This window comes from Bacillus ndiopicus, from assembly GCF_000612805.1.
Taxonomy (GTDB): Bacteria; Bacillota; Bacilli; order Bacillales_A; family Planococcaceae; genus Metasolibacillus; species Metasolibacillus ndiopicus.
The window spans coordinates 32,420-56,589 of record NZ_HG964405.1 but is presented as its reverse complement, the minus strand read 5'-3'; the positions used below and the strand labels follow the sequence as shown (position 1 = coordinate 56,589).

The following is a 24,170-nucleotide window of genomic DNA, read 5'->3' as shown; positions in this document are numbered from 1 at the left end:
TTTATAAGTAATTATTCTTCCTCCACCCAACTAGCACGCGTTGCAACAAAGAAAGCTGCTGCGACTGATAAAACAACGACGATAAAAGGTGCGACAAATATTAAAAATTCACTCACTGTTTTACCCTCCTATACATGATGATCAGACTTTCCTGATACATACTCTTTATTAAATACAAATAAGCGGAACACTAAGTAAAGTGATGGTATTAACAACGCAAGCCCTGCGATAAATGCTATGACTAATGCGATGGCCATCGCCTGATTCGTAAAGCTATCGTAAATTGTTAAATACGGGTAGAGCAAATAAGGATAGTGCGAAACACCATAGGCAAAAAACGCTAGTGCAAATTGGACGATTAATAAAGTGAGCGCCCAGTTATAATGCCTACGTTTATAAATGAAATAAACGGTTCCAATAAAGAGCAAGCCAGATAAGGCAAAGAGCCACCAGACATTGAACATATTTTCATAATGCCAGCCATTTAATTGGCGCATTTCAATAATAATTCCAAACGCGCTAATAATAAGTGGTCCTGCCCAAATAAGAGCGTACTTTCGCATAATTTCTGTTGCATCTTTTTCTCCTGCCTTATTGGCATACCAAGTTAAAAAGACTGCGGAAATATACAACACAGCTACAATAGAAAGAACTACGATTGACCAAGATAACGGGCTAGTAAATAATGCGCCATAATCGAGCTTTGGATGACCGCTATCCATTGTAACAAAGCCACCTTCAGAAATTGTTAAAACAACAGAAAATGCGGCAGGGATAAAGAGCCCTGAAATACCGTAAGCTAGCGCATAGCCTTTATGCCCACTCACACCACTGTATGCTTCAAAGGCATAATAGCTTCCGCGAATCGCTAATAAAATTAAGGCGATAGATGCAGGCACAATTAATACTGTTCCGAAATAATAGGCTGTTTGCGGGAAAAATCCGACAACGCCGACAAAGAAAAATACTAAAAAGACATTTGTAATTTCCCAAACAGGTGATAAATAACGTTTAATGATTTTTGTCAAAGTTTGATGATTTCCTCTTACTAAGCTATAAGCATTGAAAAAGCCTGCACCAAAATCAATGGAAGCAACAATAACATAGCCAAACAAGAAGAGCCATAACACAGATATACCTAATATTTCTAATGCCATGAGCTTTCACCATCCTGTCTTGAATTTAATTCCTTTTCAATCGGATTATTTTTAAACATACGATGTAAAATAACGATACTACCAACACCTAAAATAAAGTAGACAACTGCAAAAGCAATAAATAAATATTCTACACCCGTAGCTGTCGTTGCCCCTTCTGATGTGCGCATAATACCGTATAAAATCCACGGCTGACGTCCCATTTCGGCAAGCCACCAACCTGCCTCAATTGCGATAATCGATAGCGGTCCACCTAGGACAATGAGCCATCTAAACCACCTTGCTTCAACCCATGACCAGCTTCTCCATTTTCCAAGGACAAAGGCAGCGGCTAATACAATCATAAAGACGCCAATTGAGACCATAATATCAAAGAAATAATGAATGATAAGTGGTGGGTGCTCGTCTTTCGGGAATTGGTCAAGTCCAATTACTTCTGCGTTAAAATCAGTATGTGATAAAAAGCTTAGTATTTTCGGTAGGCGAATTTCATACTTCACTTCGCCATTATCAAGCACACCGAATAATATTAAATCGGCTCCCTCTTCCGTTTCAAAATGCCATTCTGCTGCGGCAAGCTTTTCTGGTTGATATTCCGCTAAATATTTTGCTGAGAAATCCCCAACTACTGCTGAAGCAAGCGCAAAAATTAAACCTAGCTTCATCGTAAAAACAAGCGCTTTTTTATGGTAAATATGGTTTTCTCCACGTAATAATTTATAAGCTGCAATTGCTGCAAGGATAAAAGCGACCGTCATATAGCTTGTCGTCAATACGTGACCAATTTTTGTTGGCATCGCTGGCGTAAACATTGCCATAAAAGGTTGAATATCGATTAATGCATCACCTTTTACCGTGAAGCCTTGAGGAGCATTCATGAAAGCATTGACAATCGTAATAAAGATTGCTGACATTGAAGCACCAATCCCTACAGGAATAAGTAACAACATATGATATTTCGGATTTTTAAAGCGATCCCAAGTATATAAGTAAATACCGAGGAAAATTGCCTCAAAGAAGAAAGCAAATGTTTCCATAAACAATGGTAACGCAATGACTTGCCCAGCTAATTCCATAAACTGAGGCCATAATAAAGAAAGCTGTAAACCAATAATCGTACCTGTAACAACACCAACTGCAACAGTAATTGTAAAGCCACGTGCCCAACGTCTTGCCATCATCGTATAATGAATATCATTTTTCTTATAACCTACATATTGTGCGATTAAAATCATCAATGGCACACCTACACCAATCGTCGCAAAAATAATATGGAACGATAGGGTAAGCTCCGTTAAAGCCCTACTCCAAAAAACAGATGAGTCCACTTTCCTCACTCCTTTATTTTTGAATATATCCTTTAAAGTATTTATACAGACAAAACTTGCTTTCATAGTAGCACTAAATATTGCTGTAATCTATTTTAGTCTCTTCACTCCAACATGTATTCACATAATAGACATACAGAATTTTGTCACAAAGTGCATAAAACGACTAATCTCGCAAGTGTATTCCTTTTCAAAAATGACAAACTTATTATACCTTTACAATACAGACGTCAAAAGAAACGAGGTGTGGATTGATGGCTTGGTTAAAGCAGCTTGCCTTTGCAGAAAAAAAATATTTGTTACTGTTTGCTCTATATAGCTTATTGCTTGCTGGGGCGATTATTGGACAGGCATATAGCATTGTCAAAATCGTTGATAGCGTCTTTATCCAACAATCATCATTTAATGCAATCACTCCATATGCGGCACTTTTAGCACTTGCCATCTGTATAAGACTTGCTACACAAGCTTTTTTGCAGCTTTCTGCAAATCGTTATGCAGGCATTGTGAAAACAAAGGTGCGGCAGCAATTAATCGCTCATTGGTCTACACCGTCTACTAAGCCTGCGGGTGAAAAAATTGCCATTTTGCAGCATACTGTTCAAGAATTGCACGGTTATTATGCACATTATATCCCGCAATTTATTAAAACAATGACTATACCAGCAAGCATTGTTATCACACTGTTTTTTGTGCATCCAACAAGTGCCATTATTATGTTAATTACTGCACCCTTTATCCCTTTAACATATATTTTAGTAGGTATTCAAACAAAGGCAAAATCTGAACAACAGCTAACGAAAATGAATCGCTTTTCAAGCACGTTTTTAGAAATGCTATACGGTTTACAAACTTTAAAATTATTCGGCAAAGCTCATGAGCAGGAGCAGAAGCTAAATGAGCATAACAGACAATTTACAGCGGCGACACTTGCTGTTTTGAAGATTGCCTTTGCCTCTACCCTTTTCATCGAGCTTATTACGACGCTTGGCATCGGTTTAGTTGCATTAGAAATAGGCTTTCGTATGATTGTTTTCCAAACGCTAGCTTTTGCACAAGCCTTTTTCGTTTTGACATTAGCTCCTGAATATTATCAATCATTAAAGGAGCTTGGGGCAGCCTTCCATACAGGGAGAGGCAGCTTAGCGGCGGCAGAAATTTTACAGGACACACTTAAAACTCCAAAGCGCGAGCCTATTTGGGGCAAGGAGCATTTTGCACAAGCCCCTTTCCTTCTATTAAAAGATGCTTCTATTCAATATGAACAACAAAAAATTGGACCAATTACATTAAGTATTCCTGCAAAACAAACAATTGCTCTTGTTGGCCCATCTGGACATGGAAAAACAACGATTTTGCATATGCTAGCAGGTTTAATAAAGCCTGATGAAGGCCAACTGTTCATTGACGAAAAGGAACAATCTACTATAGAAGAGAAAGAATGGCGTCAAGAAATGATGCTCGTGTCACAAAAGCCATATTTATTTGCAGCAACATTACGAGAAAATTTACAAATGGGAGCAAACTATTCAGATCAGCAATTGCTCGAGGCATTGCAGCAGGTACAGCTTACGGCCTGGTTTAAGCAGCTTGCGAACGGGCTTGAGACGAAAATTGGCGAAGGCGGACTTGGTTTATCGGGCGGGGAGCAGCAGCGTGTGGCTTTAGCAAGAGTTTGGCTAAAAAAGCCATCTATTTTGTTATTAGATGAGCCTACTGCTGCGCTTGATGTACAAACAGCCCATGCCGTGCATCAGCTTATTCAGCAATTTCACCATCGCAGTACTGTCGTTATCGTTGCACATCGCTACGAAAGTATTGCGCATGCCGATGCAATTTACGAAGTGATAAATGGACAACTGAAAAGAGGTGAAAAACATGTGGCAAATGGTTTTAAGTGAAAAAAGAGATTTCTTGTTAGCACTTTTGGCTGGTACAGTTAGTGGTTTAACAGCTGTAGCACTGTTCGCTCAAAGTGGCTTTTTAATTTCGAAAGCAGCGCTTCTACCGCCGTTTTATATTATTTTAATTTTAACAGCCTTTTTAAAGCTGTTTGGTGTGGCCAAGTCCGTTAGTAAATATGCAGAACGCTATATTTCACATCGCGTTACGTTTGCCCTGCTTGAAAAAGTGCGTCTGCGTTTTTTTCAAAGCTTGCAGCCACATGCTCATTCTCTGCTTTCTAGTTACCGTGGTGGCGATTTACTGACACGTATGACAAAGGATGTTGATACATTGCAACAATATTTTTTACGTGTCGCTTACCCTCCACTCGTTGCATTATTAGTTTTTTTTGGCACAATGCTATTTACAATTTGGTTTTCTGTTTGGCTTACATTGCTACTACTTGTTAGCGTGATTCTTTGTACAGTTATTTTGCCAATGCTTTGGCAAAAACCGAAAGAATCAATGAGCCAGCAGCAATACACAGAAGGCTTAACAGAATATTTTTTCGGCTTAACGGATTTAACTGTCGCTGGAAAACGCTCCGCTACGGAAAAGGCATTACAGGAGCTTAGCATTACTTTTGAACGAGATTTACAAAATGAGGACAAGCAAGCACTAAAGGCACAGCTCGTTAACCAAGCAATCGCCTTATTGACAGCCTTTACCGTTGTTGTGCTTGGTGCTTATTTTGTTGCAAATGGCTCTCTCAATGGACTATATTTAGCCATGTTATTGCTAATTGCTTTAACTGTTTTTGAAGTAGCTGTTCCATTAGGCACAGTGCCTATGCATAAAGCGAAATCAACACAAGCTTTTGAACGTTTGACAGCATTTGATATAGCTCCATTGCCGAAACAAGCTTTGCAGCAAGGCAACTTTCAAACATTGGAGGCCTCTAGCATTAGCTACAGCTACCCAAAAAGTGATTTTCAAGCATTGCATAACGTGTCATTTACAATACAAGCGGGCGAAAAAATCGCTATAGTAGGCCCAAGTGGTGCTGGAAAATCAACACTTTTCCAATTGCTTATTCAAAATCTACAGCCTAATGCTGGGGAGATTTTATGGAACGGTCAAACAATGTCACAAATCCAACATGAGCAACTATGGAATCAAATGGGCATTATGCTACAGCATAATCATTTCTTTAGCGGCACTGTAAAGGAAAATTTATTAAGCGAGCAAAACGATATGCTAATGGAGGAGATATTAAAACAATTACAGCTCCCCTTTTCATTAGATCAAGAGGTTTTGGAGCAGGCCCGCAATTTATCCGGTGGAGAACAGCAACGTTTAACCCTTGCTCGCGTATTGCTGCGTGAAGCACCAATCTATTTCTTAGATGAACCATTTGCTCATTTAGACACAAAGCTGACAACCCTTTGTACAAATTTATTATTAACGTTACCGCAAACTGTTATTTGTATTACACATAAGCTAGATGAGCTTGAGCACTTTGATCGTATCTTTGTTATCCATGAGCATCATTTAGCAGAAGTCGGCTCTTACGATGATTTAATGGAAAAACGAGGAATTTTCTATGGCATGCAGAAGTTTTTATAAATATAATACGCCTTCTTCATGGGATGACAAAGCATCACCCCTTCCTTTAAATATAAAAAAAATTTGTCATCTACCCCAATCTATGATAAGATGGCAAACGTATAGCCTCAGTAATATGGATTGAGGGTCTCTACCAGAAACCGTAAACTTCTGACTACAAAAATTTCTTAATTTTTGTAGTCAGAAGTTTTTTTGTTTTAAAAGGAAGGATGATTTTATGAACTGGAAAGTATATATTCTTGCAATTACTGCGTTTGCAGTTGGTTTAGTCGAATTAATTGTAGGGGGGATTTTACCTAATATTGCAAAAGACTTAAACGTTTCAATTTCTACAGCAGGTCAACTTATTACTGTATTCGCTTTTATCTATGCATTATCTGCACCACTACTCTTATCATTAACAGCAAAAATTGAAAGAAAGAGGCTATTTATTATTTCATTAATTATTTTTACTTTGAGTAACTTAATGATGTATGTAAGCCCAACATTTCCTATTGTAATGATTGCGCGCATTATTTCTGCGATGAGCACATCTTTAGTTATTGTATTGTCGCTAACGATTGCAGCCAAACTTGTAGAGCCACGTTACCGTGCAAAAGCATTAAGCTATGTTTTTATTGGTGTTAGCTCGGCACTGGTTATTGGTGTTCCGTTAGGGATTTTCGTAACAGAATCGTTTGGTTGGCGCTCTGTATTTTTAGGTATTGCTGTATTATCCGTTTTATCACTAGTACTAAATATCATTTTCCTAGAAAGAATGCCTGTCACTGAAATTATTCCATTAAAAACGCAGCTAAAATCATTAGCAGATGTAAAAATTTTAAGTGCACAATTTACAACATTATTTATGCTAGCAGGACATTATATGCTATATGCCTATTTAACAGCTTTTTTAGTAGAAGCTTTCGATTTAAGTGCATCATGGATTAGCGCTTGTTACTTATTATTTGGGGTTTCTTCTGTAAGTGGTAATGCACTCGGTAGTTGGTTGAACGATAAGCTCGGCACGAAAAAAACAATTTTATTTGTCGTTGCATCATTTGCTATTGTGCTCCTTATTATTCCATTTACAATAATTGCGCTACCATTGTTTTTAATCATTACAGTATTTTGGGGCGCACTGAGCTGGGCACTAACACCGCCATTACAAAGCTACTTAATTCAAATTGCACCAAAAACATCAGATATTCAGCAAAGCCTTAATACCGCCGCATTACAAATCGGTATTTCAATTGGTTCAGCAGTTGGTGGCATTGTATTTGCTTTCACTTCGTCAGCGATTTACTTATCTACATTTGGTGTAATTTTCGTCTTAGCAGCTTTGGGCTGTGCAGCTATTTCTTTAAGAAACTCGTCTGCGTCTCAATCTACAGAGCAGCATACTTAAAGATTGCATTTTCTGTTTTTTAGTAGATCTAAAGTAGTGATTAGTACACAAGCTAAGACAGCTATGATAAAAAAGCGAATGTTATCAAGTTTTTCAATTTGATATCATTCGCTTAATTTCTTTGTTTTTTATACTTCTACTGATTTTCCGATTTTTAGTGCCAATGCTTTTTTATAGACGCCCTGTGCTACTGCTAAATCATAGTAAGATGCCCCTACTGATTTAAAGAAAGTTATTTCCTCTTCCTGCTCTCGTCCAACTTTTGTACCCGCAACAAGTTGCTCTAACTCAGCATGCACATCTGAGAAACTCCAAACACCTTGTTCCGCAGCATTCATTAGCTCACCAGCTTCATCTTTTGCACCAGGTAAATCATCAACAACAATTTTACTTGCATTTGTAATAGTGTAATTATCTAATTCATGCATATGTGGAAGATATGAGCCCACACCGTTAATATGTGCTCCCTTTTTTAAATATTCTCCCTTAAATAATGGTGTTGTCGTCTTTGTTGCGCAGCAAATAATATCCGCCTGCGCCACTGCTTCGTTAGCATCTTGCTCAAAAATGAATTCACCTTTGTAACCAGCTTTTTTTAGTTCCATTGCGAAATCTTTAGCTTTTTCTGCCGTACGATTATATAAAATAATCGCTTGAATTTCTCGAACAGCTAATACACCTAAGCATTGTTCAAAAGCCATTGCACCTGTACCAATAACAGCTAGAGTCGTTGCCTCCTTCTTCGCAAGATAATCTGTCGCAATTCCAGACATTGCCCCAGTACGTAAACGAGTTAAGAAAGAAGCATTTAGAGTCGCTAAATGCGAGCCATCTTCCGTACTTGTCAAAACAATTATCCCTTGTGTTGTTTTCTTTCCGATAGTAGGATTATTCGGGAAAATTGTTACAACTTTAATTGCTGACATATGGTTTACTAAATCTGCACTTGGCATATATAGTGCCGACGCAGATTGTGCTGGATAATTTAATACTGTACGATGTGGAGCTAGTATATTCCCTTGAGCCTTTGCTTGCAAGATCGCTTTTACATCTTGTATTGCATCATCTATTTGATAGAACGATGCAATATCTTGTTCGTTCAAAATTTTCAAAACACTCACTCCAATACATGTTAATAATTATTTTTTATTTGTCGGAGCGAAATCTAATTCTTCATTACTACGCTCACGTACTGCCCAAACTGCTAATAATGAAATAACTGCTGTAAAAATCATATAAATCGCCACAGGGACATAAGAATTATTGTAGTTTGCTAATAATGCTGTAGCGACAAGTGGTGCAGTACCACCCGCAATGGCTGCGCCAATTTGATAGCCAAGTGAAACGCCTGTATAGCGTACTTTTGCATCAAAAATTTCTGAGAACATCGTACCTAGTACCGCTGTAATTGGCGCCCAAATAATACCTAACCCAATGATTGTTGCAATAACTAATGTAATAAATGATTTTTGATGTAGTAACCAGAAGTATGGAAACGCGTAAATAATAATGCCGATTGTGCCGAATATATACATTTTCTTACGTCCAACTCGGTCCGACAAATTCCCCATAAATGGAATTAAAATCGTTGTAACGATTGTCGCTATCATAACAGACACTAAAACTTCTGTACTTGAAAATCCTAATTGATTTGTTCCATACGATACAATGAATGTACCGAAAATATAGAATGGTGCTGTTTCAACAACTTTGCCACCAATTGCGATTAATACTTCCTTCCAGTGATACTTTAGTGTATCAATAATCGGCAGCTTTGGAATTTCTCCAGATTCCTGTACTTTTTTAAATGATGGTGTTTCATCGATACCTTTACGAATCCAAAGTCCAAAAACAACTAACAATGCACTTAATAAGAAAGGTATACGCCATCCCCATGCAACGAAAGCCTCCTTTGAAACTGTAGAAGTAATAAATGTTAATGCGCCTGTTCCTAAAAACATACCGATCGTTACACCCATTTGAGGAATTGCTCCAAACAATCCACGTTTATCTTTTGGTGCATATTCAACCGATAATAGCAATGCACCGCCCCATTCTCCTCCAATACCTAGACCTTGCACTAAGCGCAATAATATTAAGAGTATAGGTGCTGCTACACCTATCGCTTGGTAGGTTGGCAGTACTCCCATTAAAAAAGTAGCAATACCCATAAGTGATAATGTCATTACTAATGTCTTTTTACGCCCTACTCTATCCCCAATATGACTAAAAATAATACCGCCAAATGGTCGTATAAAGAATGCTAATGCTAACGAGGCATACGCTAACATTAAACCGACAGTTGGATCATCGACAACAAAGAATACTTGATTAAACACAAGTGCGGCTACTGTTCCATAAAGAAAGTAATCAAACCATTCAATTGAGCTACCAACTAAACTTGCTATCCAAACTTTCCTCATTTGTGACTTGCTTAATTGCGGATTCGTCATCCAAATTCCCCCTTTAATTAAAAAAGCTTGCCTTCAATCTTAAATGCACACAAAATCAGCATATGTAAACGCTTTCCAAATAACTTGTATACCATTTTGCTTCAAATTAAAATTGAAGTGACACTTCAATTATTATAGGTTGATTATTTCATTATTGATTTATGTTGTCAATCTCTTTTTCGAATTTACTGATAATTCAATTGCTTGTATATTAACTTAGGAGAAACTAACTATCGCTAGAAATTTCATTTTATTTGCAAAGTTTCATATGTTATAGTTCCATATATTTATATATTAAAATTTTTTTGAATTGAGGGGATTTAATGAATGTTATTGGTGAGATGGTACGCAAAATACGTAAGGAAAAAAAGATTACTTTAAAGCAATTGGCAGAGCAAACAGGTGTTTCAATAAGCTTCCTATCGCAAGTAGAGCTTGGTAAATGTAATGCAACACTTGAATCATTACGCAAAATTTGCGATGCTTTACAAGTTTCACCAAGCGTTTTTTTTGAACAAGCAACAACAGACGATGTAAAAGAAGCATTACCCTTTTACTACGAAAATCTAGCTTCTAATAATAGTGCAGCAACATTTCAACCGATGCTCGTTACACTGCAACCAAATCAAAAAGATAGTAAGGAATTTACTCATTTAGGCTATGAATTTATCTATGTGTTAGAAGGAGAATTATCTTTTTCATTAGAAGAACAAAAGAGCATTTTAAAAGTGGGAGAATCGATTATGTTTTCCTCTTCACAAAGCCATATTTGGTGGAATGATAGCCTTATGCCAACAAAGTTTTTACTAATTACCTCTTTATAATTCTTAAACATTACAAAGCTACCAAAAATGATTCTTTCATCTTTGGTAGCTTTCTGTTTCATATTATTTAATTATTTCTTTTTATTACGTTCAACCCAGAAATCTGCATTTTTAATGCCTAATGCAGTAGGATCAAATTGCGGATCCTTTCCTTCTTTTTTCTGTCTATCGTAATCTTTTAATGCGACAATTGCTGGTTTCATAATGATTAAAATGGCAATCACGTTTACCCATACCATTAAGCCCAATCCAACATCACCCATTGCCCAAGCTAAATCTGAAGTACGGATTGTACCTAAAAATGCTGCAATTAAAATAGCAAATTTTGCGATCCAGATACCGATTTTCTCAGCAGATCCTGAGAATAAATAGGCAATGTTTGTTTCAGCGATGTAGTAATACGCCATAATTGTCGTAAATGCGAAGAAGAACAACGCAATTGCTACGAACGGTGCACCAAATCCTGGAATAGCACTTTCTACAGCATACTGTGTATATGCTGCCCCCTCTTTGATTGATTGTGCGAATGTGATTTGAGCATCACCTGAATAATCTTTACTACCAAATTCACCCGTAAAAATAGTTGGGTAAATCTCTTGATCTTGAACAACAATTTTATCTGCTTTTTCATCATGTACATTATACATACCAGTAAATAAAATCATAAATGCTGTAGCTGAACAAACTAATAATGTATCAATATAAACAGACGCCGCTTGTACAATTCCTTGTTTAGCAGGGTGAGATACTTCCGCAGCAGCTGCTGGGTGAGCACCTGTACCTTGACCAGCCTCATTTGAGTAAATACCACGTTTAACGCCCCAAGCAATAGCTGAACCCACAATTCCACCAAATACTTCTTGGGCACCAAATGCACTTGAGAAAATTAAGCTAATAACTGTCGGAATTTCTGAAACGTTCATTGCAATAATAATTAATGCCATAATCATATAAGCAGCAGCCATAAAAGGCACAATAATTTGTGCTGCATTTGCAATGGATTTTACTCCACCAATAATGATTGCCCCTAATAATACCACAATAATTCCGCCTGTAATAGCAGGTGTTAAGCCAAATGCATTGTCTACCGCACCTGCTATCGCATTTGATTGTACACCTGGCATTAAAATTAACATAGCAATTACCGCGATAACTGCAAACAACACCCCAAACCATTTTTGACCCGTACCTTTTTCAATATAGTAGGCTGGACCACCGCGATATTCTGTTTCTTTTTCTTCTTTATAAATTTGAGCTAATGTTGATTCAACATATGCCGTTGCAGCTCCAATGAAGGCAATTGCCCACATCCAAAATATAGCACCAGGTCCCCCCATAGCAATCGCAGTTGCTGTCCCTGCGATATTACCTGTTCCTACACGTCCTGATAAAGCTATCGACATCGCTTGGAATGACGAAATACCTTTCTCAGATTTCTCCCCTTTGAACATCAATACAAACATGTCTTTGATATGGCGTACTTGTAAAAATCGAGTAATGATTGAGAAAAATAGTCCAACTAGCAAAATAGCATAAATAAACCATGGTCCCCATAAAATATCATTTAAAAAACCTACAACTGACTCCATTAAAATCCCCCTTTAAAAACAATGTATTATTTTGAAATTTACTATATTACATATGCATTTTTTATGCAATACATTTTTTAAAAGATTCTAAATATTTCGTATTGTGAAATTTTAAAAAGATAGATTTTATCAGCTTTACCCCTCCAAAAAGTATGCTAGAAACACTTCTAGCATACGCTGTATTTTGTTTACTTACCGGTTAATTAAAGCGTTTTCATTACTTATATTATTTATTTTACAAAGAAAAAAAGCACTTTGTGTAAAGTGCTTTCACATGACATCGTCTTTTAAAATCATTATCAAAAAAATATATTATTTTAACAGTTTTACAATTTTAAATAATATAGCCTAAAGAACGAAGCACATTATTCATAAAATCTTTTGTGTATAAATATACCTCTTCTCTTTCCATTTCAAAGTATAAACTGTGTTGACAATCTGACCATTCTTTATATTGAAAATGCGATAACGGTTGCTGTATTAACCAATTTTTTGATACTTGTATATCCGTAATTTGATCCCTTTCACCCGTCATCATTAATACGGGTAAATTAGGAAATTTAATCTCTGGGTTTTTTAAACGCTTTAATAGCTGTTGTAAATCTTTATACCATTTCACTGTAACAGTTGTATTATGAAGGATATCACCCTTTAGCTCCTCATATACCTCATAATTCCGAGACATTAGCTGAACAGTAATATCATGATGTAGCTTTACACTAGAAGTTAGTGCACTAATACTCGTTAACGCATTTGACAATTTCCCAGGCTGAAGCTTTAACTGCATCCATGGGGAAACAAATATAGCACCTGCACATTCCAATTTCTTTTTTTGCAAAACATTCATCAATACTGTTGCACCTAGACCATTTCCTATAACAAACACAGGTAAATTTTCAGATAAACCAATTTCGATTATCTGTTTCACATAATTCTCATATTTAAAAAAATCTTCATCATGATAGCTTAATGTTTGCTCTCCGTGTCCTGGTAAATCCCCCATTACAACGTGAAATCCCGCGCTTCGCAGCTTTTCAATTAGCCAAGCATACCAACGATGATGCTCATACGCACTATGGACAATTGCAACAACTGCTTTTGGCTGTCCTTCAGCCTCCCATTTCCACATTGCAATCCCTCCTATATTCAACACTTCAATTAATTCTCATCTTGTTGCTTCTATTATACGTTTATCTTGTACTAACGTTTTCATTATACTAAATAATATTGCTACAACTGATTTCCTTATCCCCTATTAACAGGCTGTACTTTTGCGACGAGTAATCGCAGGAGCACCATACCCCCACTTCAAATCATCAGATAAAATCGAGATATTTAAGTGGGGAATCAAACAGCCTGTAAAAACCCGATTGGTGAAGCTACCAAACAGTGGGGGTATCATCCTCCACTGTTTGAAGGTTCACTTTATTATAATCGGTATTTCTTCTATTGTTTAAATTTTATTTTCTATTTTTCTCTACATTTGATACGATGGTTGCATAGTGTGCATAAAGAAAGGAAGCGTTTTTAACATGATTTACCCATATAAAGGAATACTCCCAAAAATTGATTCAACAGCATTCATTGCAGATTTCGCTACAGTAACGGGTGATGTCACAATTGGTGAAGAATCAACAATATGGTTTAATACAGTTATTCGTGGTGACGTAGCACCAACGATTATAGGCAAACGTGTCAGCATACAAGACTTAAGCTGTATACATCAAAGCCCTAATAATCCTGTTATCATTGAAGACGAAGTAACAATTGGTCATCAAGTAACATTACACGGCTGCATAATTCGCAAGCGTGCATTAGTTGGTATGGGCTCAATCATTCTTGATGGAGCTGAAATTGGAGAAGGCGCATTTATCGGCGCAGGTAGCCTTGTACCACCAGGCAAAAAAATCCCCCCAAATATGCTCGCTATGGGCCGTCCCGCAAAAGTAGTACGCGAAGTAAATGCAGAGGATCGTGAAGATATGGACCGCATTATTCGCGAATATGTAGAAAAAGGCCAGTATTATAAATCATTGCAAGTAGATATCTAAAAATTCTTTTAGATATCTACTTACGACGAGAATGGTGACTATTAATCTTAATTCAGTAGAAAATTCTTCCCCCATGGATAGTGAGAAGAATATCTATTTTGTTTTCTATAATTCAGCGAGTATGGCAAACACCCACTGAATCAAAATAAAATAGCAAAAAATTGTCCGAAAAGTGGCACGTCAGCCTACTTTTCGGACAACCTCATTACATTATTTCACTAATAAAGCAGCCTTTTCTTTTAAGACTTCCGCTTTATCTATTTGCTCCCAAGGAACATTTAAATCTGTGCGGCCAAAATGTCCGTACGCTGCCGTTTGTTTGTAAATTGGGCGGCGTAAGTCTAACATTTTAATGATACCTGCTGGACGTAAATCAAATAGCTCGCGAACCCATTCTACAATTTGAGATGATGGTACTGTTCCTGTACCAAATGTATCTACTGCAATAGATACAGGCTGTGCTACACCGATTGCGTAAGCAAGTTGGACTTCAGCACGATCTGCTAAACCTGCTGCTACGATATTTTTTGCTACATAACGTGCTGCATATGCCGCCGAACGGTCAACTTTCGTCGCATCCTTACCAGAGAATGCTCCACCGCCGTGACGTGCATAGCCACCATACGTATCAACAATAATTTTACGACCTGTTAAACCGGCGTCACCTTTTGGCCCACCAATTACAAAGCGACCTGTTGGGTTAATGAAGTATTTTGTTGCATCATCTAATAATTCCGCTGGTACAACCGGTGCGATTACAAGGCGTTTTAAATCCGCTTGAATTTGCTCTAATGTTACTTCCTCATCATGCTGAGTTGAAATAACAATTGTATCTACGCGCACTGGTACATTATTTTCATCGTACTCTACAGTCACTTGTGTTTTTCCATCTGGGCGTAAATATGCTAATTCACCCGATTTACGTACTTCTGTTAAACGACGCGCTAGCTTATGTGCTAAGCTAATCGGTAGTGGCATAAGCTCAGGTGTTTCGTTACATGCATACCCGAACATTAAGCCTTGGTCACCTGCACCAATTGCTTCAATCGCTTCATCTGACATTGAGCCTTCACGTGCCTCAAGAGCTTGGTCTACCCCTTGTGCAATATCAGGAGATTGTTCGCCAATTGCAACAAGCACAGCTAAGTTTTCTGCATCGAAGCCATATTTACCACGCGTATAGCCAATCTCTGCTACAGTATCACGTACAATTCCTTTAATATCTACATAAGTAGAAGTTGTAATTTCTCCTGCAACTAATACTAAACCTGTCGTTACTGTTGTTTCACATGCAACACGTGCATTTGGATCTTCAGCTAAAATTGCATCTAAAATCGCGTCTGAAATTTGGTCACAAATTTTATCAGGATGTCCTTCAGTAACACTTTCAGATGTAAATAGTCTACGATTTGTCATTTTGTTTCCTCCTATATTTCCTGCGAATATGATACGGTACTCATTACCCATGTCAAGCTTTTAAAGTGATACTTCCATTATAGAATCTTTTCTTTAATTAGTAGTCTTCACCAATCAGGCTTTTTACAAACAGTTTGTTAACCACTAAAACATTTCGACCTCATCTATATTTTAAAGTGGATAACCATTGCTTTTAATACAAATCAATGACTGCCTGTTAATGCGGGATCAACTCAAGCCATTACCGCTTCTTAACACGAGGATTTTGAAAGGTATAATGATGTTAAAGGAAATTCCCTTCCTTTTTTTCGCAATAAAAAAACCTTTCACTCATAAATTATGAGAGAAAGGATTGTGTTTTCGTTCCCTTTCACTCTTATCGTTCAAGGAAAATTCTCCTTGCATCAGATTGGCACCAGCGCATGATGTGAAAAGTCATGCAGGTTGCCGGGTTTCATAGGGCCTGACCCTCCACCAGCTCGGGATAAGAGTATCCGTTCAATTTCATATAATACATAAATCTTTATACGCTGTCAAATACTATATATGTATATTGATATGTGAATCTTTCATTTTAATGCGTATAACAAAAAAACTTCTTTATTTTTGTGTCAACACCAAAATATGCGCTTGGAATTTAATCGACTATATATGGAGTGAAAGGTGGCGACTCCCTAAACAAAGGAAGGGAGGCTAAGTACGTCACATCCTGTGACAACGCCTCCATGACCAACATCGTGTTTGCCTTGAGCTAAAGATCCATTTCTTTCGGCATATGCCAAAAGAAATTAGTTGAAGCCACGCCCCACCTGTAACGGAATGTATAGTCAAGCACACATTTTGATAAAGGGCCTTATTTTTCTTCATTAAAACTTCAGAAGGAATAAATTTCACAAATTTTAACGAATTAGTATAGACTATTTCATTTAATGTGTTATACTTTTTGTAGTAAAAAAAAATAAAGTCCCACCAAACTTGGGGAATATTATAAATAAAAGGATGGTTTTAAACGATGAATTCAGTAGAAATTGCAAACGAACTGAAAGATTTATTAAATGGTACAAATGTTCATGTTCAACTTTCTGTTCCGCAGTTAGTAGAAAAAGCAACATCTCGTGGAGAAGCAATTCTAACTGTTGACGGTGCATTACGTGCTGAAACAGGCAAATATACTGGTCGTTCTCCTAAAGATAAATATACAGTAGAAGAAGAAAGTACGAAAGATAAAATTGATTGGGGAAAAGTAAATCGCCCAATTTCTTCTGAAGTGTTTGAAAAACTATATGCAAAAGTAGTTAATTATTTAAAAGAACGCGACGAGCTTTTTGTATTTAACGGCTTTGCTGGTGCAGATAAAGATTCACAAATTGGCATTAAAGTAATTAATGAATATGCATGGCACAATTTATTCTGTCACCAACTATTTATCCGCCCAACTGCTGAAGAGCTAGCTACACATAAAACAGCTTTCACAATTGTTTCTGCACCAAACTTCAAAGCTGATCCAGCTATTGATGGTACAAATTCAGAAACTTTCATTATTGTGTCACTAGAAAAGAAAATCATTTTAATCGGTGGTACAGAGTACGCTGGTGAAATGAAAAAATCAATTTTCGGTATTATGAACTACTTATTACCAGAGCAAGGTATTTTATCAATGCACTGTTCAGCAAACGTTGGCGAAGCAGGCGATGTTGCACTATTCTTCGGTTTATCTGGTACAGGTAAAACTACTTTATCAGCAGATAGCGATCGCAAATTAATTGGCGATGACGAGCATGGCTGGTCAGACAATGGCGTTTTCAATATTGAAGGTGGCTGCTATGCAAAAACAATCAATCTGTCAAAAGAAAAAGAACCTGAAATTTACAATGCTATTCGTTTCGGTTCTGTATTAGAAAACGTTGTAGTGGATGAGAATACTCGTATTTGTAACTATGATGACGGCTCTTTAACAGAAAATACGCGTGTGGCGTATCCTATTGATTATATCGAAAATATTGTTAAACCATCTGTAGCTGGACACCCACAAACAATCGTGTTCTTAACTGCAGACGCATTTGGAGTATTACCTCCTATCTCAAAATTAACAAAAGAACAAGCGATGTATCATTTCTTAAGTGGTTTCACATCGAAATTAGCTGGTACAGAGCGTGGTGTAACAGAGCCAGAACCAGTATTCTCAACATGCTTCGGTTCTCCATTCCTACCTCTTCCTGCAACAGTTTATGCAGAAATGTTAGGGAAGAAAATTGATGAGCATGGCTCACAAGTATTTTTAGTAAACACTGGTTGGACTGGTGGCGAATATGGTGTAGGTAGCCGTATGAAGCTTTCTTACACGCGTGCAATGGTGCGTGCTGCAATTGATGGTAAGCTAAACAATGTTGAAACAACACAAGATGCTGTATTTGGCCTACACATTCCAACGGCAATCGAAGGTGTACCATCAGAAGTACTAAATCCTCGCGATGCTTGGGCTGATAAAGATTCTTATGATGCAAAAGCAAAAGATTTAGCGAACCTTTTCAACGAAAACTTCAAAAAATTCGCTAACGTTTCGGATGCTATTGCGAAGCAAGGCGGTCCATTAGTTTAATATAATGACTCTACGCTGTCTGGAAAGTATGTACTTGACGCTATTGCTTTCAGTGCAAAAAATGCGGCTAACGCTTCACTTTCCCGACAGCTACTCTCTATTATTAAAATACTCACACGTTCTTTAAAATGATGAAAACACTAACTTTAAAGTCTTTTCTCTAAAATTTAAATGAATAAGTGAACCTATATTTAAGGTTGTTTAGAAGTGATTTAAACTTTCTAAGCAACCTTATTTTTTTGCTACATGTACTTGTTTAATTTCTTATAAAATTGCCTATCCTCTACTTATAAGTATCGGAGGAGATGTAATATGAAACGCTCAGACACACAGCAACATACCCCCTCTCAACTTTCACCTGATGCGCATCAGCAACCGTTATTTACTTCACTACAACAAACAATTGATACAATTAAACGCGTAGCTGGTAATAGCGATGACGTTATGGTACGACAGTTATACATCGGAGAAGCTGCCAAGCAATCATTAGCTATTGTTTATGTAGACGGTTTAGTTAATAAAATAGAAATTACGAATACATTATTAGAGCCCATTATGGGGTTATTTACAAATCAGATTGAAAAAAATATCGAAAACACAACAGACTATTTAAAGCAATATTGCTTAACGATTGGTAATGTACAAGAAATTAGCGATTTTGCCACACTTTATCGCTCTCTTTACAATGGTAGTGCAATTATTATTATAGATGGTATAGCAACAGCCCTCTCAACAAATATAAAAGATGCGAAAGACCGTGCTATTATGGAGCCTTCAACAGAGGCAGTTATTCGTGGACCTCGTGAATCTTTTACAGAAACATTGCGCACGAATACAGCACTTCTTCGACGCAAAATTAAAAACCCGAACCTTTGGATTCAAACAAAAGTAATAGGCTCAGTAACGCAAACGGATGTCGCTATCATTTATGTGAATGGCATTGCCAATGACAAAATTGTAAAAGAGGTAATAGAAAGGCTTAATCAAATTGATATTGATGGTATTTTAGAAAGTGGCTATATTGAATCAATAATACAAGATGTACAATTCACACTGTTTCCAACAATGTATACTTCAGAGCGTCCAGATGTGATTGCTGGAGAGCTACTTGAAGGAAAAGTAGCTATTATGGTTGATGGCTCACCATTCGTACTAATTGTCCCATCTCTTATCACATCATTTATACAATCATCTGAAGATTATTATTCTAATCCCATAGTTAGCTCTCTTATTCGCTTGTTAAGGCTTGTTGCTATCGTTCTTTCATTAATTGCTCCATCCTTTTATGTAGCGGTTACGACATTTCATCAAGAAATGCTCCCTACCCCTTTACTCATTAGTATTGCCTCACAGCGTGAAGGCGTTCCTTTTCCAGCTGTTGTTGAAGCAATATTAATGGAACTTGCCTTCGAAATCTTGCGAGAGGCAGGGCTACGTATGCCTAGAACAATCGGTCCTGCTGTATCAATTGTTGGTACATTAGTTATCGGAGAAGCCGCTGTTTCGGCAGGTGTTGTTTCAGCAGTAACAGTTATTATCGTTGCCTTAACTGCTATATGTAGCTTTATTTTTCCTTCTTATGGACTTTCTAATTCTATTCGTGTTTTGCGTTTTCCTTTTATTTTGCTTGCAGGAGGTTTTGGTCTTTTTGGTGTAATGATTGCAATATTAGCACTTATTTTACATTTATGTAGCTTACGTTCCTTTGGCGTTCCATATATGAGCCCATTTGCGCCACTGATATTAGAAAATCAAAAGGATGCAATTTTATTATTCCCACGCAAATATTTAACTAAACGACCTCGTTTAGTTAATCAAACGAATATAACGAGAGCATCAAAATATAAAAAACATTATAAACGAAAATGAGAAGCTGCAATTTATTTATATCAAAAGCGCAAGTACATCTACTTGTAAATATAGGTAAATTCAATATTAAGTAAATAATGAACCAACTATAAAAATCTCATTTGTCGCTAACAATGGTATTGTCCTTTAATCATTAGGAGAGCAACTCCCCCGCTCCGCTTTATCTTATTTGTAAAAGAGGTGTCCCAAATGCGCAAGGAAGCTACTCTATTACTACTTACTGTACTATGTTTGCTATTAAGTGGCTGTTGGAGTAAAAGAGAACTGAATGAAATTGCGATTGTAGTAGCCTTAGGAATTGACCAACTAGATGATGAGTATGAAGTGACTGTCCAAATAGTCAATCCAGGGGAGATTTCTTCTAAGCAGCCTACAAGCGGACGCTCTCCTGTAGCCACTTATTCGGCAACAGGTGCCACATTGTATGAGGCAATTCGGAAAGTAACATTGTTATCACCTCGAAAATCGTATTTCTCCCACTTACAAGTTGTAGTACTTGGAAGTGAATTTGCAGCGACTGATATTAATCCTGCATTCGATTTTCTTTCACGCGACCATGAGTTTCGCAATGACTTTAACATTGTTGTGGCATATGAAACAACTGCCAAAGATATTATCAGTGTACTAACACCTATTGAAAAAATACCTGCACATAAAATAACAAATTCCCTTGAAATCTCTGAAAAGGCATGGGGCTCTACAGTATCAGTAACGATGGATGATGTAATTACCTTACAATATGGTAAAGATAGCAGCCTTGCACTATCTACCATTGAGCTTATTGGAAATAAAAAAATAGGAAAAAGTCAAGAGAATGTCAATCAAATTGTTGTATCAGCTGTTTTAAAATATAGGGGACTAGCTATAATCAAGCAGGGAAAATTAGTCGGTATACTTACAGAGGAAGAAAGTATGGGCTATAATTTTTTAACTGATAATATTAAAAGTACGATTGAGAAAATAACATGCCCTAACGGTGGCGATTTAGCAACAGAAATTACTAATACAAAGACTTCTTTGAAGGGGAAAATTGTCGATGATACACCTAAAATCTATATAGAAGTTAATGTTGAGCAAAATGTAGGTGAGGTAAATTGTGTTATTGATTTAGTTACTGAGCAAGCAATTAAGAAAATTAATGAAGAAACATCTAACGTCATCAAACAAAAAATCGAGAAAACATTACATGCGTTACAAAAAAATTATGAAGCAGATGCTGTTCATTTCAGTAATATACTACATCAGCAAGAGCCTAAAAAATGGAGAAAAATAGAACATCAATGGGCTACCCTTTTCCCAGATGTTGAAGTGATAGTGGATGTTAGAGTTCAGACAAAAAATTCTGGTACTATTAAAAATTCAACGTTTTTCCTTTCTAAGGAGTGATTAAAAATGGTTATGTTCGTTGCTGTTATTGTTATTGTTATTATTGGCTCCCAATGGACTGCATTACGTGATAATAAGGAGCCAGCAACTAAATGGCTATTTTTTATTATACTAATATTAGGTACAGTCATTGCCGCTGCTCTTAGCTTTGATATTCAAATACCTAGCCCATTAGATTTAGTGACATTTATTTTTCAACCAATTAGCGATGCACTCAAAGCATTGCTTCAGACGTAAGGAGCATTATGCATAATGAGCAATAAACAAATCATTAGCACACGCCAATTTACAATTGTTACATTTTTATATTCAATAGGGACATCAATTTTAATTATCCCATCCTATTTAGCAGAGCTCTCAAAACAGGATTCTTGGATTGCTGCAACGGTTGGTGTACTATTAAGTATTTTACTTTTGATGCTATATATCACGCTTGCCAATACTTTTCCCAAACGTACCTTTATTGAAATAATTGAAAAAGTATTCGGTAAGTGGCTTGGCAAGTTCATTGCAATTTTATTTATAATTTTTGCTTTTATGAATTCAAGTGAATTGCTGTATTTTATCGGTAGTTTTATGCAAATAGAAATTATGCCCGAAACTCCCAATACCGCCTTTGTGCTGTTATTTGCACTTATTATTATTATGGGCAGTTATTTAGGGTTAGAAACTTTTGCTCGTTCAGCGGAATTATTTTTTCCTATGTTTATGTTTTTGTTTATATTTTTTATTATTTTTATTACACCAGACATCAAATTTGAAAATATATTACCTATACTAGATACCGCACCAAGAAAATTCATCGCTAGTGTGCTCTATTTTATGAGTATTTTCTCATTCCCATCCATTATGCTATTGATGATTTTTCCTCATACAATTAATAAAAACAAATCTGCACAAAAGGGCTTTTATCTTGGCATATTGCTAGGAGGCTTTGTATTAATTTTACTAATTGCCTTATGCATACTAGCACTTGGGGTAATTAATACTGCGTCACAAAATTATCCAACTTACGTATTAGCACAGCGAATTTCTATAGGTAATTTTTTTCAAAGAATTGAAGTCATCATAACATTTATGTGGATTATTACAATCTATATTCGTACATTTGTTTATTTTTATACAGCACTCGTTGGATTACAGCAAATTTTTCATATTAAAAATGAAAAACCCCTTATACTTCCGCTTAGCTTCCTATTAATTGGGGTTTCTCAAATTATTCATCCAAATATAACACATTCAAGTATTTACAATACAGGCGTATGGATACCTTATTCAGCTACGTTCTCAGTGATATTACCTATTTTTTTGTTGCTCATCGCTAAAATAAGACGCTTATAACAACTGCTGCCTCATCCACTCACAAAGCTGTTGTACTGTTTGGCGATTGAGCTGTGGTGGATAATGATGCTTTAGCCCTTCTGAATACCAAGTTTCTACCGTTTGGTTGTTATCTCGTAAATGTTGTTCTAGCTTATATGCATGCGTCGGCAGCACATGCTTATCTTCTGTACCGTGAATAATTAAAACAGGTGCTTGTAATTTTGTAATTTCATATAAAGGTGTGCGCTTATTATAACGTTCTGGCACTTTATTAGGCGTACCCCCAATAATGCGCTTTAAGCCTCGACGCATATCGACCCTTTGCCAATAAGTATCCGTCGCATCGGACACCCCTGCCCATGTTACAAGCGATGCAATATCATCGCGCAATATGGCTGTCCACAATGCCATTAAGCCACCGCGCGAGAAGCCGAATATATGCACCTTTTCTGTATCGTTAAAAAGTTTCAGCACATCGATAGCGTATACTGCATCATAGCGATCATCACCTGCAAATTCATCCCTTCCCTCGCCCCCTCGATTTCCACGGTAATAGGGAGCAAAAACAACAAAGCCTTGTGCAGCAAATTGTGCTACACGTGCTGGGCGTACCATCCCGATAAATTGCAGGCCTCCACGTAAATAGAGTAACGCCTCATATTTGCCCTCTTGCTTTGGTCTTGCCAACAAGCCTTTTACGCGCAAACCATTTGACCAATAAATAATTTCATCTAAACGCACTCCTTCATTCGGTGAAGGGTAGCGTCTTATTTCCTCAATCGTTCCATTTTTCTTCATCCTGCTTCACTTCCTGTAACATCTTTTTCATGCCAGCATCGCGCATATAAAAGCTTAAATTCGGATGCTGAAGTAATTCATCCGTCGTTAACCATAGTCGTCCTGTCGTTTCATATTCACCTACAAACGTTTCAATTTCCTCTACCTTTGCCGTAAATACGGCCTTGCAAAATGGTGTTTCTGTATGTACTACATAATAGGCAAACCACTCGACATCTTTTACATGTACCTGCGTTTCCTCGTATACTTCGCGAGTAGCGGCTTGTAGCAATGTTTCTCCCTCTTCTTGCTTCCCTCCTGGAAACTCTACTCCTCGCTCCTTATGCACCGCGCAAAGCCATTTTCCTTTATGCGAAACGAGTGCCAAAACATGACGGGGCTCCACCTCAAAAGGACCTTCATCAAATCGTAAAACAACTTTATAACCATTTTCATCTATAAACGTAAACATATATGCCAACTCCTTATCTTTATTAGTGT

The 24,170-nt window shown here is 37.0% G+C and carries 20 protein-coding genes and 2 riboswitches; of the genes, 10 read left to right on the top strand and 10 right to left on the bottom strand.

The features are described from left to right. Positions 1 to 11: 11 nt before the first annotated feature. The 3 genes from cydS to TY13_RS08635 are packed head-to-tail and all read right to left on the bottom strand — an operon-like array spanning position 12 to position 2,485. Positions 12 to 116: a cytochrome bd oxidase small subunit CydS gene (cydS, locus tag TY13_RS21300; protein ID WP_407637720.1), complete on the bottom strand. Its 105-nt coding sequence runs from the start codon at positions 114 to 116 to the stop codon at positions 12 to 14. A gap of 12 nt (positions 117 to 128) precedes the next feature. Then, positions 129 to 1,157 carry a cytochrome d ubiquinol oxidase subunit II gene (locus TY13_RS08640; protein ID WP_042474450.1) on the bottom strand — a complete coding sequence of 343 codons (1,029 nt, stop codon included), beginning with the start codon at positions 1,155 to 1,157 and terminating at the stop codon, positions 129 to 131. Beyond that, a complete protein-coding gene (locus tag TY13_RS08635) occupies positions 1,148 to 2,485 on the bottom strand; it encodes a cytochrome ubiquinol oxidase subunit I (protein ID WP_042474448.1) in 1,338 nt (445 codons plus the stop codon). The genes TY13_RS08640 and TY13_RS08635 overlap by 10 nt, the downstream gene beginning before the upstream one ends. A gap of 254 nt (positions 2,486 to 2,739) precedes the next feature. Between TY13_RS08635 and cydD the strand changes: the two genes are divergently transcribed. The 3 genes from cydD to TY13_RS08620 all read left to right on the top strand — a co-directional run bounded on the left by cydD (position 2,740) and on the right by TY13_RS08620 (position 7,382). Next, positions 2,740 to 4,386: a thiol reductant ABC exporter subunit CydD gene (cydD, locus tag TY13_RS08630; protein WP_042474445.1), complete on the top strand. Its 1,647-nt coding sequence runs from the start codon at positions 2,740 to 2,742 to the stop codon at positions 4,384 to 4,386. Next, positions 4,364 to 5,995 (top strand): thiol reductant ABC exporter subunit CydC, encoded by a 1,632-nt coding sequence (gene cydC / locus TY13_RS08625; RefSeq protein WP_042474441.1) that lies wholly within the window; start codon positions 4,364 to 4,366, stop codon positions 5,993 to 5,995. Before cydD ends, cydC begins: the two co-directional genes overlap by 23 nt. Positions 5,996 to 6,072: 77 nt before the next feature. Continuing rightward, a riboswitch (purine riboswitch) is annotated at positions 6,073 to 6,172 on the top strand. 40 nt (positions 6,173 to 6,212) lie between these two features. Next, on the top strand, positions 6,213 to 7,382 hold the full coding sequence (locus TY13_RS08620; RefSeq protein WP_042474440.1) for an MFS transporter: 1,170 nt from the start codon (positions 6,213 to 6,215) through the stop codon (positions 7,380 to 7,382). A gap of 128 nt (positions 7,383 to 7,510) precedes the next feature. Here the strand turns inward: TY13_RS08620 and TY13_RS08615 are convergent, their stop codons facing one another. Together TY13_RS08615 and TY13_RS08610 are read right to left on the bottom strand one after the other, a co-directional pair. Continuing rightward, on the bottom strand, positions 7,511 to 8,494 hold the full coding sequence (locus tag TY13_RS08615; RefSeq protein ID WP_042474437.1) for an ornithine cyclodeaminase family protein: 984 nt from the start codon (positions 8,492 to 8,494) through the stop codon (positions 7,511 to 7,513). 27 nt (positions 8,495 to 8,521) lie between these two features. Continuing rightward, positions 8,522 to 9,835, bottom strand: a complete 1,314-nt coding sequence (locus TY13_RS08610; protein WP_074432951.1) for an MFS transporter — start codon at positions 9,833 to 9,835, stop codon at positions 8,522 to 8,524. Between the two features lie 323 nt (positions 9,836 to 10,158). Here TY13_RS08610 and TY13_RS08605 point away from each other — a divergent pair, with 323 nt between their 5' ends. Further along, positions 10,159 to 10,659 (top strand): helix-turn-helix domain-containing protein, encoded by a 501-nt coding sequence (locus TY13_RS08605; protein ID WP_042474435.1) that lies wholly within the window; start codon positions 10,159 to 10,161, stop codon positions 10,657 to 10,659. Between the two features lie 71 nt (positions 10,660 to 10,730). On the opposite strand, the gene TY13_RS08600 is transcribed toward TY13_RS08605, so the two are convergent. Continuing rightward, entirely contained in the window at positions 10,731 to 12,248 is a 1,518-nt protein-coding gene (locus TY13_RS08600; protein ID WP_042474433.1) for an alanine/glycine:cation symporter family protein, read from the bottom strand. A 334-nt stretch (positions 12,249 to 12,582) separates the two neighbouring features. After that, a complete protein-coding gene (locus TY13_RS08595; RefSeq protein ID WP_042474432.1) occupies positions 12,583 to 13,377 on the bottom strand; it encodes an alpha/beta hydrolase in 795 nt (264 codons plus the stop codon). 403 nt (positions 13,378 to 13,780) lie between these two features. Between TY13_RS08595 and TY13_RS08590 the strand changes: the two genes are divergently transcribed. Beyond that, complete coding sequence (locus TY13_RS08590) at positions 13,781 to 14,299, top strand: gamma carbonic anhydrase (RefSeq protein WP_042474429.1); 519 nt, start codon at positions 13,781 to 13,783, stop codon at positions 14,297 to 14,299. Positions 14,300 to 14,509: 210 nt separating this feature from the next. Here the strand turns inward: TY13_RS08590 and metK are convergent, their stop codons facing one another. Beyond that, positions 14,510 to 15,715, bottom strand: a complete 1,206-nt coding sequence (gene metK, locus TY13_RS08585; RefSeq protein ID WP_042474426.1) for a methionine adenosyltransferase — start codon at positions 15,713 to 15,715, stop codon at positions 14,510 to 14,512. 373 nt (positions 15,716 to 16,088) lie between these two features. Continuing rightward, a riboswitch (SAM riboswitch) is annotated at positions 16,089 to 16,206 on the bottom strand. A gap of 521 nt (positions 16,207 to 16,727) precedes the next feature. Between metK and pckA the strand changes: the two genes are divergently transcribed. The 5 genes from pckA to TY13_RS08560 all read left to right on the top strand — a co-directional run bounded on the left by pckA (position 16,728) and on the right by TY13_RS08560 (position 22,910). Continuing rightward, positions 16,728 to 18,314, top strand: a complete 1,587-nt coding sequence (pckA, locus tag TY13_RS08580; RefSeq protein ID WP_042474424.1) for a phosphoenolpyruvate carboxykinase (ATP) — start codon at positions 16,728 to 16,730, stop codon at positions 18,312 to 18,314. Between the two features lie 312 nt (positions 18,315 to 18,626). Next, a complete protein-coding gene (locus tag TY13_RS08575; protein WP_042474421.1) occupies positions 18,627 to 20,183 on the top strand; it encodes a spore germination protein in 1,557 nt (518 codons plus the stop codon). Positions 20,184 to 20,372: 189 nt separating this feature from the next. Further along, complete coding sequence (locus TY13_RS08570; protein ID WP_042474418.1) at positions 20,373 to 21,569, top strand: Ger(x)C family spore germination protein; 1,197 nt, start codon at positions 20,373 to 20,375, stop codon at positions 21,567 to 21,569. Between the two features lie 6 nt (positions 21,570 to 21,575). Further along, positions 21,576 to 21,806: a hypothetical protein gene (locus TY13_RS08565; RefSeq protein WP_042474415.1), complete on the top strand. Its 231-nt coding sequence runs from the start codon at positions 21,576 to 21,578 to the stop codon at positions 21,804 to 21,806. A 15-nt stretch (positions 21,807 to 21,821) separates the two neighbouring features. Beyond that, complete coding sequence (locus TY13_RS08560) at positions 21,822 to 22,910, top strand: GerAB/ArcD/ProY family transporter (protein ID WP_042474412.1); 1,089 nt, start codon at positions 21,822 to 21,824, stop codon at positions 22,908 to 22,910. On the opposite strand, the gene TY13_RS08555 is transcribed toward TY13_RS08560, so the two are convergent. Together TY13_RS08555 and TY13_RS08550 are read right to left on the bottom strand one after the other, a co-directional pair. Then, on the bottom strand, positions 22,905 to 23,690 hold the full coding sequence (locus TY13_RS08555) for an alpha/beta hydrolase family protein (RefSeq protein WP_042474409.1): 786 nt from the start codon (positions 23,688 to 23,690) through the stop codon (positions 22,905 to 22,907). The genes TY13_RS08560 and TY13_RS08555 overlap by 6 nt on opposite strands. After that, a complete protein-coding gene (locus tag TY13_RS08550; protein WP_042474407.1) occupies positions 23,668 to 24,141 on the bottom strand; it encodes an NUDIX domain-containing protein in 474 nt (157 codons plus the stop codon). Before TY13_RS08550 ends, TY13_RS08555 begins: the two co-directional genes overlap by 23 nt. Positions 24,142 to 24,170 lie beyond the last annotated feature (29 nt).